Source organism: Microbacterium meiriae (genome assembly GCF_040702565.1).
In the GTDB taxonomy this organism is placed as follows: domain Bacteria; phylum Actinomycetota; class Actinomycetes; order Actinomycetales; family Microbacteriaceae; genus Microbacterium; species Microbacterium meiriae.
Map to the genome: position 1 here is coordinate 522,964 of NZ_JBFBLJ010000001.1, position 14,930 is coordinate 537,893.

Consider the following 14,930-nt stretch of genomic DNA (forward strand, 5'->3'; position numbering starts at 1 on the left):
CTACGCTGGGGGCATGCTGCGCAGCCTCACCAACGTGCCCCGCGACTATGCCTGGGGATCGCCGTCCCTCCTCGCCGAGCTCGAAGGCCGCACCCCGACGGGTGCGCCGGAGGCCGAGGTCTGGTTCGGCGACCACCCGGGAGATCCCGCCGACCTCGCGGACGGGGGGACGTTGGACACGGTGACGGGCGGCACGCTGCCGTACCTGCTCAAGCTCCTCGCCGCCGCGCGGCCGTTGTCGATCCAGGTGCACCCGACCAGGGAACAGGCCCAGGACGGCTGGGCCAGGGAGAGCGCGCTGCCGCTGGACGACCCGCGGCGGAACTACCGCGACGCCAACCACAAGCCGGAGCTGATCGTCGCCCTGAGCGACCGCTTCGAGTCGCTCAGCGGCCTGCGTCCGATTGCGGACACGCTGCGCCTGCTCGAGGCCCTCGAGGACGGTCCGGGGGTGCGGGCCCTGCGGGAGCGGCTCTCGGGTGACGGCGACCCGCTCGGCGACGCGATCGGGTGGCTGCTCGGTGGAGGAGCGCAGGAGGAGGTCGCGGAGATCATCGGCGCCGTCGCCGCCGCCGGCGCCGCAGGGGAGGAGTTCCCGGCCCTGCGTGCGGTGGCCGCGATCGCCGAGAGCTCGCCGGGTGATCCCGGGGTCGTCGTCGCCCTGCTCATGAACCACCTCGTGCTGCGCCGCGGCGAGGGCGTCTTCCTTCGGGCGGGGCTGCTGCACGCCTATCTCTCCGGCCTCGGTGTCGAGATCATGGCCGCGAGCGACAACGTGCTCCGGGGCGGTCTGACCCCCAAGCGCATCGATGTGCCCGAACTGCTCGCCGTGCTGGACACCACGCCCGGCGAGGTCCCGGTCCTGCGGCCCGCGGGCGACGAAGCCGTGACGACGTACCCGGTGCCCGTGCCCGACTTCGCCCTCCGACGGGTCCGGATCGACGACACGGCGGTCACCCTGGACGTGTCCGGCCCGACCATGGTGCTGGCGACAGCCGGCTCCGTCCGGGTGACGGCGGAGTCGGGAGCGGAAGTCTCCGTCCCGATCGGCACGGTGGCGTTCGCCGACGCCGACGAGCGCTCCCTCACGCTGTCCGGGGCGGGCGAGGTCTTCGTCGCGACCCCCGGCCGCTGAGGGGTCGAGCGCAGGCGCGCGACACGCCGGTGGAAGCTCATGAACCTTCAAGAAACGCTTGAGGGTTTACGATCCGCGACTTGACCCGAGCGAATGACACGGGTGTAATTAGGTGAGCACGGCCCGCCAGGGGGGCGGTTTCTGAAGGGTTGGAGGTCGAGATGACGGGTTACCGTTCCGATGTGCCGGAGAACTGGTTCGTCGATCCGGTCAACCTCGGTGTTCCCGGGGTCCGCCGGTCCGACCCGGACGACGACAACGCCCTTGCCTGGCAGAGCGACGCGCTCTGCTCCCAGACCGACCCCGAGGCCTTCTTCCCGGAGAAGGGCGGCTCCACGCGGGATGCCAAGCGCATCTGCACGGCGTGCGACGTGCGTGGCGAGTGCCTCGAATACGCGCTGGCCAACGATGAGCGCTTCGGCATCTGGGGCGGGCTCTCCGAGCGCGAGCGGCGCAAGCTCAAGCGCCGCGCCAGCTGACGCCTCCACGGCGCGGCTTCGTGGGCGCGCCGGGAGCGGTGCGCTTCCTGGACTGACGCCCCGCATAGGCTGACCACGTCATGCCAGCCCGAGTTCATGCCCTCATCGTCGCGCGCCCCGGCCCCTCCGCCCGCGCCCAGCTCCTCCGCACGCTCGACGCCGTCCGTTCCCAGACGCTCCCGCCCGCGGCCGTCACGCTGATCATCTGCGGCGACGCCACCACAGCACGGGAGAGCGACGCCGTCGCCGCCACCGTCGAGGGCATCATCGAGGCGCGGTCGTCGACCTCGTTCGCCGAGGCCCTCGAGCTGGCGCGTCCACGCGTCCTCGACGGATCGGCGATCTGGATCCTCGCGCAGGACACCGCGCCGCACCCGCGGGCGCTGGAACGGCTCACGGGCATGTTGGAGCGTTCCCCGTCCGCGGCGATCGTCGCTCCGAAGCTCGTGGCCACCGACAACGAGCGCGAGATCGTCTCCCTCGGCGTGAGCATGACCACCTTCGGCCACTCGGTCGAGCTGGCCGCCGGGGAGCTGGACCAGGGACAGCACGACCGGATGGACGACGCCCTCGGGGCGGACATCCGCGGCCTGCTCATCCGCGGCGAGGTGCGCGACGCGCTGCGGCCGGACCCCGCCCTCGGCGGTGCCGACGAGGGCCTCGACCTCGGCGTCCGCGCGCGGCTCGGAGGCGGGCGTGTGGTCCTCGCCCCGGCTGCGAGGGTCTCCGCGGCCCCGGATGGTCCGGCGGCGCTACCGGCAGGACGAGCCCGGAGGGCATTCGTCACCCGTCTCGCCCAGCTCCATCGGCGCCTCGCCTATGCGCCCGCGGCCGCCGTGCCGCTGCACTGGCTGACCTTCCTGCCGCTCGCGCTGTGGCGTTCCCTCACCCATCTCATCGGCAAGCGGCCCGAGGCGGTGTTCCCGGAGTGGGGCGCGGCTCTCCTCGCGATGATCCGCTTCGGCGCCGTGGCGCGATCGCGCGCCCGTATCCGCTCGTTCCGATCCTCCACCTGGGCGAGCATCGCCCCGTTGCGGGTCACCCCCGCGCAGCTGCGGCGCCGGCTCGACGACGGTCATGGCAGCGAACACGGTGCCGTCAGCGAGCTCCGCTTCTTCTCCGGGGGTGGGGCCTGGGCGGTGCTGGCCGCGCTCGTCGTGAGCATCGCCTCCTTCACCAGCCTCCTCGCCTGGCCGGCGCTGGGGGGCGGGGGCCTCCTGCCCCTGCGCGAGACCGTCGCCGCGCTGTGGCAGGACGCGGCGTGGGGGATGCGCGGGCTCGGCATCGACCTCGTCGGCCCTGCGGACCCGTTCGCCGCGATCGTCGCGGTGCTGGGCTCGCTGTGGCCCGGGGCGCCGTCCTTCGCGATGGTGCTGCTGTGGATCCTCGCACTGCCGCTCGCCGTCCTCGGGGGATGGTTCGCCGCGACCCGCGTCACCGACCGAGCCGGCCTGCGCATCTTCGCCGGCATCGCGTGGGCGCTCGCGCCGACGTTCCTCACCGCACTCGTGGACGGTCGGCCTTCCGCCGTGCTCGTCCACCTGCTGCTCCCGTGGCTGTTCCACTCGGCGGTGGTCGCCCACCGTTCCTGGGGCGCGGCCGGAAGCGCGTCCCTGCTCCTGGCGGCGGTCGTCGCCTGCGCGCCGGTCCTCGCTCCGGCGCTCGCGGTGCTGTGGGTCGTGGCTCTGGGGATCGTGCTGGGAACGGCGCAGTTCCGCGGGGCCGGCCGCCTGCTCTGGCTCCCGCTGCCGACCGCGGCGCTATTCGCTCCTCTGATCTTCTGGCAGCTCGCCCACGGCACGGCCCTCGGTCTGCTCGCCGATCCCGGACGGACGTGGCTCGGGCCGCAGGCGGCCGCCGACGCCGCCGGTCGCCTGGCGATCGCCGGTGGCTTCCCCACGAGCGATCTGGCAGGGTGGGCGACCGTCCTTCCCGGCACCTGGGCGGCGCTGCTGTGCGCGCCGCTCGCGCTGCTCGCACTGGGATCCGCCGTCTCGCCCCGGTGGCGTGCGGGGATCACCCTGCTGGTCGTCGCGCTCAGCGGACTCGCCACGGCGTTCCTCGCCGTCGGTGTCAGCGTCGCCTCTGCAGGAGCGACCGCGGTCCCGCTCTGGCCGGGCACCGGTCTGAGCCTCGCCTGGATCGGCGTCGTCGGCGCGGCGACGATCACGCTGGACACGGCGCTCACGCTTCCCCGACTGCGCGTGGCCGCCACGGGACTGGCCGCCCTCGCGCTGGTAGTGTGCGCGGTCCCCGCCCTCACCGCGTTCCACGGCGACCGTTCCGCGCTGACCAACGGCCCCGAATCCACGCTGCCCGCCTACGTGCGTGCGCAGGCGGCCGGGGACCGTCCGATCTCCACTCTCATCCTCACGCCGCAGAACGACGGCGGTCTCGCCGTCGAGGTGGTGCGCGGCGCGAGCGAGACCCTGGGAGCGCAGACGACGATGCTCTCCACGGCGGTCGAACCGCAGGGGACGGACCTCGCCGTCCTCGCCGTCGATCTCATCTCCGCCCGCGACTTCGACGCGCCGGCGCAGCTCCTCGCGCAGGGGATCAGCTACGTCCTCCTCGCCGAGGTACCGGGCGAAGGGGATCGCGCACGCACCCTGCGCACGGCCTCCGTCGCCGCGATCGACCAGCGGGCGGGCCTCGTGCAGGCCGGTTCGACGGACCGCGGGGTCCTCTGGCGCCTCGAGGGCGAGCCGGCGGAGCCGGCAGCGCTGAGCGCGACGCAGGAGGGGACCGCCAGGGTCGTCGTGACGCTGCAGCTCCTCGTCGTGCTCGCCGCGCTGCTCCTGTCCATCCCGACGCGCGCGTCGCGTCGGGCCGCCAGAGCGCAGTCGAGGATCGTCGGCAGGGCGCCGGAGGAACCTCTGGTCCTGCCACGCCACGCGGAGGACTCGGTGCCGGACGCGGCCGTCGTGCCGCCGGTCGGTACCGTCGAGGACCCGCAGGACGAACCCGCGCTCGCCGACGAGGCACTCGCCCCGATCGCCGACGCCGAACCCGCTGACGACGGTGCAGACCCCCGCCCGACGGCGGACGGCGAGGAGGACCGGCCGGATGTCTCGTCCGCCGACCACCAGGGAAGCACCAGCTCCGAGGAGGACCACCGATGACGGGCACTCGCGCGTTCCGCGTCGCTGCGACCAGCGCACGGGTCGTCACCGGCGTCGTGGTCGCCGCCGCCTGTGTGCTGGGCGTCGCGACCGCCGTGCACGCCCCCTGGCCGACCGTCACGCACGAGCCGGCGCAGGAGCGGGTGACCCCGCTCCCCGGAGACAGCGTCCTGGTGTGCGCCGGCGACTTCCGCGCGCTCGGTCGCAACACGGCCGCGCCGTCGGAGATGCGCCGGGCGGCGACTCCCGAGCTCACAGCGGGAGGCACGAACGGCGTCCCGTCGCAGACGGGGCTCGCGGTGCCTGACCTCGTGGACGGGCAGGAGGTGCCGGTGCTCACCGGAGCCGTCGTGGGGCGGTCAGCACCGCTCATCGCCGGCGCCGAGTCGTCGACTCTCGCCGCGGAGGACCTCGCCGGCTTCGCCGCCTCTCCCTGCGGAGTGCCTCGGCTCGAGTCGTGGCTCGTCGGCGGGTCCGTGGGCACCGGAGCCGAGGACGTCGTCCTCCTCGCGAACACAGCCGACGTCCCCGCGACCGTGACGCTCGCGGTCTACGGAACGGCCCGCGGCGGACGGACGGTCATCGTCCCGCCGCGCACGCAGACGGCACTGCCGCTGACGTCCATCGCTGCGGGCAACGACGTCCCCGTCGTCAAGGTGAGTGCGGTCGGAGCGCCCGTCCGCGCCGTTCTGCAGTCGGCGCTGATGCAGGTGCTCGACCCGGTCGGGGCCGACCAGCAGGAAGCGGTGTCGGGCCCGCAGCAGCACGTCGTGCTCCCCGGTGTGCAGGCCTTCGCGGCAGCAGGGGACCAGGGCGACATGACGGTGCTGCGTCTGCTCGCGCCCGGAACGGACGCGCTCGCCGAGGTCCATGTGACCGCCGAGGGCAGTGGCGCCGGTCTGGACGCGTTCACGGTGCCGCTCACCGCCGACGAGCCCGCGCAGGTCTCGCTCAGCGGTCTCGAGCCGGGGACCTACACCGTGGAGATCGAGGCCGATGCCCCCGTCGTCGCCGGGGTGCGGCAGCAGGACGGCTTCGGAGCGGACTCCGATTTCGCGTGGGTCACCCCCGCACCGGAGATCGACGCGGAGGTCGCCTTCGCCGTGCCGTCCGGTCCGTCCCCGCGGCTGCAGCTGGCCAACACGTCCGATGAGGAGACCACCGTCTCCCTCTCGACCATCGACGGGGGCTCGCCGCAGGAGATCGTCATCCCGGCGGGGGAGACCCGTGGCCTCGACGTCGCAGCGGACACGACCTACGTGCTCCGTCCGGAGGGAGAGGTGCACGCCGCCGTCGCGATGACGGCGCCCGGCGCCCTCGCCGTGCTTCCGGTCCCGCCGTCGCCGGGGGTCGAGGCGTCGATCACCGTCTACCCCTGACGGGCGGGGTCAGCGGTCGTGGCCGAGATCCCACGGCTCCCGGCCGACGTACTCCGCCGCCGCACGGAAGACGGCACTCTCGATCGCCATCCGTCGATGCGCGGCGTCGTCGTGTCCCGGCGGGAGCAGCCGCTCGATCGGGATCCGGAAGAGGACGATCCTCCGCTGATCGCGGTCGAGGTGCCAACGCGGCACCTCGCCGTCGGCGTCGTACGTCGGCAGCGCACCGATCTCGAATCGGACGTCCTGGAGTTCCGGCCACGTCCCGCGCAGGAACTCGACCGCTGTGCCCACGGTGAGGTCGAAGCGATCGATGCGGCCGTCCAGCGGGGCAAGCGGCGGCTTCACGACTTCGCTGCGTCCGAGACGACCGTGCCGGCCGTGCCTGGCACCGCGGCGAGCGGCGGCGGCGGGGACGGAACGGCGACGGGGCATGCCGAAAAGTCTAGGCGCTGTGGCGGCTCCCGGCGCGGCAGCCCCGCCGCCGCCGGGAGGCGCCGTACGCTGACGGAGATGGACGGACGACTGTGCTCGAAGGTCGGCTGCGCGCGCGAGGCCGTGGCCACCCTCACGTATGACTACGGCGATCAGATGGCCGCGCTCGGGCCGCTCGGTGCGGCGAACGATCCGCAGGCGCACGACCTCTGTGCGCCGCATGCGGACCGCCTCTCCGTCCCTGCGGGATGGCTGGTCGTCCGCCACGAGGCCCTGCGCGCCTGACCGACGCGACCGGCGAGGTGGTCAGGCGCCCAGACGGCGACCCGTCAGTCGCTCCGCGCGTCGATCCGCGTTGTCCAGCGCGCGGCGTTCGCGCTCGCGCCGGAGGACGGTGACGCCGACCAGCACGAGCTCGGGCGGCGCCGCCGGTACGGGGGAGATGAAGGGTGCGGCCTCGGCGAGCAGGTCGCGGGCCACGCGTTCCCGAGCAGCCGAGAGCATGCGCGGGGCGCTCACGAGGAATTGGGAGATGCGGCGGGCGAGCCGATCAGGAAGCCGCGCCACGTCGGCGACCTGCGCCCATGCCGTCAGCGCCGGAGGCAGCGTCGGCGCGAGCGTGACCAGCTGCGGGGTGCGCACCCGCTGGCTGTACGTGCCGGCGACCAGGTCGCCGAGGCGCTGGGAACGCGCCGTGAAGGCCCCGACCAGGACGGCGAGGCCGCCGAAGGTGAGATAGATCTCGAGGACGCCGAGCAGGGCGCGGATGAACGCGTGGCGGAACCCGGCCGCTCCGCCGTCCATCCGTACGATCCTGCCGCCGACGGCGAGCTTTCCGAGGCTGCGTCCCTTCAGCGCCACCTCCATCGTGATCGGCAGGATCACGAAGCTGATGACGAGGGAGGCCACGAGGGCGATGCGGTCGGTTGCGGTGTCGAGCACGCCGATGTCGAGAAGCCAGATGCGAAGGAAGATCGACCCGACGAAGACGGCGTAGCCCAGCAGCATGTCGATGACGGCCCCGGCCGCCCGGAGGAGGAACCCCACCGGCTGGACGTCGATCGCGACCGCCTCGCCGGAGAGCACCTCGTCGGAGACGTCGATCTGCGCGGACATGAGTACAGTAAATCAGGTGGATGCCGATGCCCTCACCGATGCGCGCCGGTCCGAATGGGAACGGCTGGACACCCTCAGCCGGGCCCGCCTGGACGGTGCCGGTGTCGACGAGCTCATCGTGCGCTACCGTGCCGCATCGGCCGACCTCGCGGAACTGAAGACGTCGGTCGGGGAGTCCCCGCAGGGCGCCTACCTCTCCACGATCCTCGTGCGTGCGCGGCTCCGGCTCACGGGGGCCGCGGACAGCATCCTCACCCAGACGTCGCGGTTCTTCCGCCTCCAGCTCCCCGCGGCGCTCTACCGCCTGCGTCGGACGACCCTGATCATCGCGCTCGCCTTCGTGGCGGTCGCCGTCGGCACGGCCGCGTGGATCGCCGGTGACCCGGCGCTCGTCGCCACGCTCGGTCCACCGGACGCCTTGGAGCAGTACGCCGACGAGAGCTTCACCGGGTACTACACCGAGAACCCGGCAGCGGTGTTCATGGGGATGGTCTGGACGAACAATGCCTGGATAGCGATGCAGTGCGTGCTGTTCGGGGTGACCGGCATCTGGCCCGTCTACATGCTCGTGCAGAACGCCATGGGGCTGGGCACGTCGGGGGCGGTCATGGCGATCCACGACAAGGCCGACCTCATGGTCCTGTACATCCTTCCCCACGGGATGCTGGAGATGACGTGCATCTTCGTCGCCGCGGCCGCCGGCCTGCACATGTTCTGGGCCTGGGTCGCGCCGGGCCACCGCACCCGCGGCGAGGCGCTCGCGGAGGAGGGCAGGGCGCTGGCCACCGTCGCCCTCGGGCTCGTGTTCGCGCTCTTCCTCTCCGGGCTGGTCGAGGGGTTCGTCACCGGATGGGCACTGCCCTGGCCGGTCAAGATCGGCATCGGTGCCGCGGCCCTCGCGGTCTTCCTCATCTACATGCTCGTGATCGGCCGGCGCGCCTATCGCCGCGGCGAGACCGGTGACCTCGTCGAGTACGAGTCCGGCACGCCGCGGCTCGTGGCGGGCTGAGGCACGGCGACCGCCGTCAGAGCCGCCCCGCCGCCTTGAGCTCGAGGTAGCGGTCGGCGATCCGCGGCGGGAGGTCCTCGGGGTCCGCGGCGATGGCTTCGCCACCGGCGCGGCGGATCGCGTCCGCGACGTTCTCGGCGTCCCGGAGCGTGCGCTCGGCGGCGGCGGCGAGATAGACGTCCTCCCGGGACTCCCGCGCGCGGGTGAGGGCGGCGATGCCGTCGTCCGTCACCGATCCGACCAACACCGTCATGGCCCGTGAGGCGTCGGGGAAGGCACCGAGGAAGCCCCGTGCCGACTCGGCGGCGTCCTGCGCCGTGAGCACGACGAGAAGAGAGGGACGCGTGGTCAGCGTCCGCACCGCCGCGAAGGCCCCATGCCAATCGGTGTCGACGAGGCGGGCGTGCACCGGAGCCATGGCGTCGGTGAGAGCCGGCAGGAGCGCCGCGCCGTCCACCCCGGTCACCCGTGCCCTGGTCACCCTGTCGTGCATGAGCAGGTGCACGTGGTCGCCTGCCCGTGCCGCGAGCGCGGAGAGCAGGAGCGCGGCCTCCAGCGCCGCATCGAGTCGTGTGCCGTCGCCCACCCGGGCTGCGGCCGTGCGCCCGGTGTCGACGATGAGGACCACATGCCGGTCGCGCTCGGGGCGCCAGGTGCGCAGCATCGTCGTCCCCGCTCGTGCCGTCGCCCGCCAGTCGATGGAGCGGACGTCGTCCCCTCGCACATACTCGCGCAGGGAGTCGAACTCGGTGCCCTGTCCCCGGACCTGGGTGCTGGTGTTCCCATCGAGCTCCCGCAGCCGCGCCAGCCGCGAAGGCAGATGCTTGCGCGAGGAGAAGGCGGGCAGCACACGGATCGCGCCACGGACGGGGTGCAGTGCCTGTCGGCCGGCGAGCCCCAGGGGACCGCGGGAACGAAGCACGACGAAGGCGCTGACGAGCTCGCCACGGCGTCTCGGGCGGAGGGGGATGTCCACGCGCCGCCGTTCCCCGGGCGGAATGCGCAGGTGCTGCCGTTCCGACGGCGCTCCCGCGGTGGGCTGCCACGCGTCGCGGAGCAGGACGTCGAGCGTCCGCGTCCCCCGGTTCTGCACCGCCACGCTGACCGGCACCTGCTCGCCGAGCCGGGCGCGCGACGGGACGCGACGGGTGACGGTCGCCGCGCGCGGGTCGCCGGCCAGGAGGACGTCGACGGCCACGAGGAGGAGGCACAGCCCGATCCACCCGCCCAGCACCGCATACGGCGGAAACCCCGCCAGCCCGGTGAGGACCAGCGGCACGATGCCGACGGCGAGGGCGACGGCGAGACGGCCCGAGACGAACACCTAGATCGGCACCCGGGTCTGCTGGACCACCGATGTCAGCACGGCGTCCGCGGACACGCCCTCCATCTGCGCGTCAGGACGGAGCTGGAGACGATGCCGCCAGACCGGGACGAGCATCGTCTGCACGTGGTCCGGCGTCACGGCGGTGGAGGCGTTGAGCCAGGCCCAGGCCTTGGCCGCGGCGAGCAGTCCCGTCGAGGCGCGGGGGCTCGCCCCGAGCTCGACGGAGGGGGAGTGGCGGGTCGCGCGGGCCAGGTCGACCACGTAGCCGAGCACGTCGTCGGTCACCTCGACCCGGGCGGCGGCCCGCTGGGCGGCGCGGATCTCGTCGGCGCCGATCACGGCCTCCACACCCGTGAGCTCGCGCGGCGAGAAGCCCTGGGCATGGCGCCGGAGCACGGACACCTCGGCGTCGCGTTCCGGCATGCCGACGACGAGCTTCATCAGGAAGCGGTCGAGTTGGGCTTCGGGCAGAGAGTAGGTCCCCTCGTGCTCGACGGGGTTCTGCGTCGCGGCGACGAGGAACGGGTCGGGCAGCGCGCGGCTCACGCCGTCCGCGGAGACCTGACGCTCCTCCATCGCCTCCAGGAGCGCCGCCTGGGTCTTCGGGGGCGTGCGGTTGATCTCGTCCGCAAGCAGGATGTGCGTGAACACGGGGCCCGCGCGGAAGTCGAACTCCCCGGTCCTGGCGTCGTAGACGAGGGACCCCGTGACGTCGCCGGGCATCAGGTCGGGCGTGAACTGGACGCGTTTGGTGTCGAGCCCGAGAGCCCGGGCGAACGACCGCACGACCAGGGTCTTCGCCACGCCGGGAACACCCTCCAGCAGCACATGGCCGCGCGCCAGGAGCGACACGAGCAGGCCGGTGACCGTGCCGGCCTGGCCGACCACCGCCTTGTCGACCTCGGTGCGGACGCGGTGCATGGCCTGGCGCAGCGCGGCGTCGTCGGCGGGACTGTTCTCGTCGGTCACGGGGTCTCCTCGGCTTCGGTCGGAAAAGGGGTGTGGGGCGGACGGATGGTCATGTGCCGCTCCGCGGGGACTGCGCGCTCGTCTCCACGGCGGTCTCGAGCTCGTCGAGGCGACGGGCGAGCGCGACGAGGGCGGCGTCGTCGGTGGGCGGAGGCCCCGACAGCAGGCTCTGCAGCGTGCCGCGCGGGATCCGGAGACGGTCGGCGGCGGCGTCGGCGATCTCGTCCGCGTCCGCGTGCACAGCCAACCCGAGTCGTCGGGCCAGTCGCCTCCGGGTGCCCTCCCGCAGTGCGTCCGCGGCGTGTGGGGCGTCCGCGGCCCTGGCCGTCAGCCGCGCGCGTCCGTGCATCGTCTCCGACGCGCGGACGGTCACCGGAAGGGTCTCCGCCACGAGCGGGCCGAAACGTCGGCCGCGGGCGAGGGCGACGGCCAGGCCCGCGGCGAGGAGCAGCAGGATCGCCGGGGTGACCCAGTCCGGGGTGAGGCTCCCGAGCGTGTCGGGGGTGGTGCCCTCGATGTCGGTGTCCTCGAACGACGGGACGTACCAGACGACCCGGTCGGTCTGCCCGAGCAGGGCGAGTCCGAGCGCGGCGTTGCCGTCCTCGGCGAGGGCCGCGTTGCTGAACAGCTTCACGCCCTCGACCACCGCGCGGTATCCGTCCCTCTCGTCGACGAGCACGGCCGCGGCATCGTCCTCGCCGAAGCACCCGGTCACGTCGTCCGCGGGGGAGAAGAGCCGATCAGGGCGGATGGCGCCGACTTCGGCGAACTCGGGGACTGCGCAGGTGGCTGTTCTCGGCGCGGCCGAACCCGACGCGTTCTCGCCGATCGCGAGTTCGGCCAGCAGATGCGTGCCTGTGGAGAGGAAGACGACGCGGTCGGCCGGCGCGAGGAGATCCGCCAGCGCGTCGTCGGAGAGCGTGTAGGGGTTGGTCAGGGCCAGCGTGGTGTCCTCGTCGAGGGCGGCGGCTGCCGCGGCCCGCGAGCGGACGACCTCGACCTCGACTCCCTGGTCCCGCAGCAGCTCGGCCAGGGCCAGGGCGCCGGTGCCGGACCGGCTCTCCGGATCGAGGGTGCCCCGCGCGCCGGGGCCGCTCGCCGCGAGTTGGGAGGCTGCGAGGGCGACCGCGACCACGAGCGCCGCGACGAGGAGCCACCCGAGGAGAGAGGCGGTCCGACGCCGCGGGCGCTCGGCGGTGGTGTCGACGGCGATCTCGTCCGATGCGATCGTCGTCACGCGGGCACCCCCTCGGGGCGGTGGACGCGGAGGCGCTCGTCCGTCGCGGCGAGGTGCCGGTAGTCGTCCTCCGTGGCGGGATGCCGTAGGTAGCGCACGTCGTCGAAGGACGCGGCGGCCCGCCGCAGGGCGTCCGCCTCGTCGGTGAAGACCGCGCTCGCGGAGCGGGCGAGGGACTGCGCCGTCGCTCCGGGCGCCGGATCGATGAGGTCACGCTCGAGCAGGCTGCGGGCGATCGCGCGGTAGCGGAGCACGACCGCGGCGTCCCAATCGCTCTGGCGTGCGCTGCGCTCGGCGTCGGCGCGGAGCTGTGCCGCGCTGCGGTCGTCGGCGGCGCCGAGGAGGTCGCCGTGCGCGCGCCGGATCGCTCTCGAGCGTCGGGGGCGTCCCCACACGATCAGCGCGGTGACCAGAGCCGCGGCGATGAGCACCGTGACCACGATGAGTGCGGTCGGGCCGACGCTCGCCCCGTTCTCCCCGCTGAAGAGATCGGTGAGGAAGCGCATCACGTCGCGGGCGAGAAGGTCGAACCACGTGGGCTTCGCGTCCGCGTACCGCGGATTGGACAGCTCCTCCTCGGCCCAGCGTCGCGCTTCGTCCCCGTCCGGGACGAAGACGTCGTCGAACCGTCGCATCATGACGGCGGGGTGCTGCCCGGCGCCGTCCATCCGGCTGCGTCCTCGGCGGACGGCGGGGCGGGAGGGGCCGGTGCGGGCGGCGGAGGAGGGGCGAACGCGGTCGGCGCGGGAGAGGTCGGAAGAGGACCCGCCGCCCCCGGGAACGGTATCGGCGCCACAGGGGGCCCGCCATACGCCGGAGAGCCGTAGCCCTGGGACATCATCACGTGCTCCGGCACCTGCCGGGGCGGGGGAGCGCTGGTGACGGCACGGGCGGGATCGATCGCGAACGGGTCGCCGAGCTGGTCTTCCGGCACACCGAGGTCGCGGCGCTCCACGTGGGAGAGGAGCGTCTGGTCGAGTCCCTCGTAGCGCATCCGGCAGTCGAGGTAGACGAGCACGCCGCCGGTGCTCTGCACGACGATGGTGATCGCCTGCAGGATCAGCAGCAGCATCTGCGGGGCGAGGAGGGCGAAGACATACGCGATGACGGCGCTCGGCTCGCTGGACCCGGTCGGGGCGATGACCGTCCCGAGGAACGAGGAGAACATGGCGGTCGGGATGCTGACCACCTGCATCGCCAGGCCCATGATGAGGCTGATGAGGAAGGTCACGCCGAACGCGACCCAGAACCGGCCGCGGGTCAGGCGCCACGACCGCACGAACGCCTCCCGGAAGCGGGCCCGCTCCAGCACGAGGATCGACGGGACGAGCAGCAGCTTGGTCGACAGCCAGACCGTGAGCGGGATCGCCGCCAGGGCCAGGAGCACCACGACGAGCACGACGATGCCGATCATCTCCGGGGTGCCCCCGAGACCGGCGGCGATGAGAGCGGCGATGACGGCCGCGACGATCGCGAGGCCGCCGAAGAGCGCGAGCACGGAGAGGGAGGCGAAGCCGGCGAGCCGCCAGAAGGCCGGGGCCATGCGGCGCCACAGCATCCGCAGCGTGGCCTTGACGCCGACCGTCGCGTAGCCGACCTCGGCGGCCACCACCCCCTGCATGATCGCGGTGAACGCGACGGAGGCGAGCCCCACGACGAGGCCGGCGATGAGGTTGATGGCGATCGTGCCGGCGAACACGGCCTCGAAGTCGGGGGAGGAGGGGGAGACCGTCTCCAGCCGGGAGAACGTCGAGAACAGGACGAGCCCCATCACCCCGGCGGTGGCGACGACGACGATGAGCTGGATGACGACGGCGAACCCGAACAGGACCTTCGGGTTGTGCCGCAGCGCCGCGAAGGCCTTGCCCAGCAGCATGCCGAACGTCAGCGGATGAAGGGGGATGATGCCCTTCCGGGGAGCTGGGGTCCACGTCTGGCCGCTCACGGGCCTCCCTCCGTCGTGCGCTCCCATCGTGTCATATCCGGGCACTGAGGCGCAGACCTGCGGAGGGCGGGACTCGGTGCCATAAGGTAACAGTTATGACCTCACGCATCCTTGTGGTCGACGACGACACCGCGCTCGCCGAGATGATCGGCATCGTGCTGCGCACCGAGGGATTCGAGCCGGTGTTCTGCGCGGACGGTGCGCGCGCGGTCGACGAGTGGCGCGCGCAGCGGCCCGACCTGGTGCTCCTGGACCTGATGCTCCCCGGAATGGACGGCATCGAGATCTGCACGCGCATCCGCGCCGAGTCGGGCGTGCCGATCATCATGCTGACGGCGCGCAGCGACACGGCGGACGTCGTCCGCGGCCTCGAGGTCGGCGCCGACGACTACATGGTCAAGCCGTTCAACCCGAAGGAGCTCGTGGCCCGCATCCGCACCCGGCTGCGCCCGACGCCGCAGGCCTCCAGCGAGCAGCTGCGGATCGGCGACCTCACCGTCGACGTGGACGCGCACGAGGTGCGCCGCGGCACGACCCCGATCGCCCTCACGCCGCTCGAGTTCCAGCTTCTCGTGGCCCTCGCCTCCAAGCCGCAGCAGGTGTTCTCCCGCGAGATGCTCCTCGAACAGGTCTGGGGCTACCACTACAAGGCGGACACCCGGCTCGTGAACGTGCACGTGCAGCGGCTGCGGGCGAAGGTCGAGCTCGACCCGGACAACCCCAAGATCGTCGTGACGGTCCGCGGCGTCGGCTACCGCGCCGGCAGCGTCACCTAGG

General features: G+C 73.0%; 14 protein-coding genes. 7 read left to right on the plus strand and 7 right to left on the minus strand.

The window, feature by feature from the left end:
- Nucleotides 1–13 precede the first annotated feature (13 nt).
- The 4 genes from manA (at nt 14) to AB0310_RS02480 (ending at nt 6,115) form a co-directional block, all read left to right on the plus strand.
- Nucleotides 14–1,135, plus strand: a complete 1,122-nt coding sequence (manA, locus tag AB0310_RS02465) for a mannose-6-phosphate isomerase, class I (RefSeq protein ID WP_268776541.1) — start codon at nt 14–16, stop codon at nt 1,133–1,135.
- 161 nt (nt 1,136–1,296) lie between these two features.
- Entirely contained in the window at nt 1,297–1,614 is a 318-nt protein-coding gene (locus tag AB0310_RS02470; RefSeq protein ID WP_149084934.1) for a WhiB family transcriptional regulator, read from the plus strand.
- Nucleotides 1,615–1,694: 80 nt separating this feature from the next.
- Complete coding sequence (locus tag AB0310_RS02475; protein ID WP_366236517.1) at nt 1,695–4,736, plus strand: glycosyltransferase; 3,042 nt, start codon at nt 1,695–1,697, stop codon at nt 4,734–4,736.
- On the plus strand, nt 4,733–6,115 hold the full coding sequence (locus AB0310_RS02480) for a DUF5719 family protein (protein ID WP_366236518.1): 1,383 nt from the start codon (nt 4,733–4,735) through the stop codon (nt 6,113–6,115). Before AB0310_RS02475 ends, AB0310_RS02480 begins: the two co-directional genes overlap by 4 nt.
- Nucleotides 6,116–6,124: 9 nt before the next feature.
- On the opposite strand, the gene AB0310_RS02485 is transcribed toward AB0310_RS02480, so the two are convergent.
- A complete protein-coding gene (locus tag AB0310_RS02485) occupies nt 6,125–6,550 on the minus strand; it encodes a hypothetical protein (RefSeq protein ID WP_259953229.1) in 426 nt (141 codons plus the stop codon).
- 78 nt (nt 6,551–6,628) lie between these two features.
- Between AB0310_RS02485 and AB0310_RS02490 the strand changes: the two genes are divergently transcribed.
- Nucleotides 6,629–6,835, plus strand: a complete 207-nt coding sequence (locus AB0310_RS02490; RefSeq protein WP_025103036.1) for a DUF3499 family protein — start codon at nt 6,629–6,631, stop codon at nt 6,833–6,835.
- A gap of 21 nt (nt 6,836–6,856) precedes the next feature.
- Here the strand turns inward: AB0310_RS02490 and AB0310_RS02495 are convergent, their stop codons facing one another.
- Nucleotides 6,857–7,666, minus strand: coding sequence for an RDD family protein (locus AB0310_RS02495; RefSeq protein WP_366236519.1), 810 nt, complete (start codon nt 7,664–7,666; stop codon nt 6,857–6,859).
- Between the two features lie 16 nt (nt 7,667–7,682).
- Here AB0310_RS02495 and AB0310_RS02500 point away from each other — a divergent pair, with 16 nt between their 5' ends.
- The gene (locus tag AB0310_RS02500) at nt 7,683–8,675 is read left to right on the plus strand and encodes a stage II sporulation protein M (RefSeq protein ID WP_292797254.1); all 993 of its coding nucleotides are present in this window, start codon (nt 7,683–7,685) and stop codon (nt 8,673–8,675) included.
- 16 nt (nt 8,676–8,691) lie between these two features.
- On the opposite strand, the gene AB0310_RS02505 is transcribed toward AB0310_RS02500, so the two are convergent.
- The 5 genes from AB0310_RS02505 to AB0310_RS02525 all read right to left on the minus strand — a co-directional run bounded on the left by AB0310_RS02505 (nt 8,692) and on the right by AB0310_RS02525 (nt 14,153).
- Entirely contained in the window at nt 8,692–9,999 is a 1,308-nt protein-coding gene (locus AB0310_RS02505) for a DUF58 domain-containing protein (protein ID WP_366236520.1), read from the minus strand.
- Nucleotides 10,000–10,923 carry an AAA family ATPase gene (locus tag AB0310_RS02510; RefSeq protein ID WP_259953275.1) on the minus strand — a complete coding sequence of 308 codons (924 nt, stop codon included), beginning with the start codon at nt 10,921–10,923 and terminating at the stop codon, nt 10,000–10,002.
- Nucleotides 10,924–11,020: 97 nt separating this feature from the next.
- Nucleotides 11,021–12,208 (minus strand): DUF4350 domain-containing protein, encoded by a 1,188-nt coding sequence (locus AB0310_RS02515; protein WP_259953236.1) that lies wholly within the window; start codon nt 12,206–12,208, stop codon nt 11,021–11,023.
- Entirely contained in the window at nt 12,205–12,876 is a 672-nt protein-coding gene (locus AB0310_RS02520) for a DUF4129 domain-containing protein (RefSeq protein WP_366236521.1), read from the minus strand. Before AB0310_RS02520 ends, AB0310_RS02515 begins: the two co-directional genes overlap by 4 nt.
- On the minus strand, nt 12,843–14,153 hold the full coding sequence (locus tag AB0310_RS02525; protein ID WP_366236522.1) for a glycerophosphoryl diester phosphodiesterase membrane domain-containing protein: 1,311 nt from the start codon (nt 14,151–14,153) through the stop codon (nt 12,843–12,845). Before AB0310_RS02525 ends, AB0310_RS02520 begins: the two co-directional genes overlap by 34 nt.
- Before the next feature lie 95 nt (nt 14,154–14,248).
- Between AB0310_RS02525 and mtrA the strand changes: the two genes are divergently transcribed.
- Complete coding sequence (gene mtrA / locus AB0310_RS02530; RefSeq protein ID WP_366236523.1) at nt 14,249–14,929, plus strand: MtrAB system response regulator MtrA; 681 nt, start codon at nt 14,249–14,251, stop codon at nt 14,927–14,929.
- The last annotated feature ends 1 nt before the right edge of the window (nt 14,930 follow it).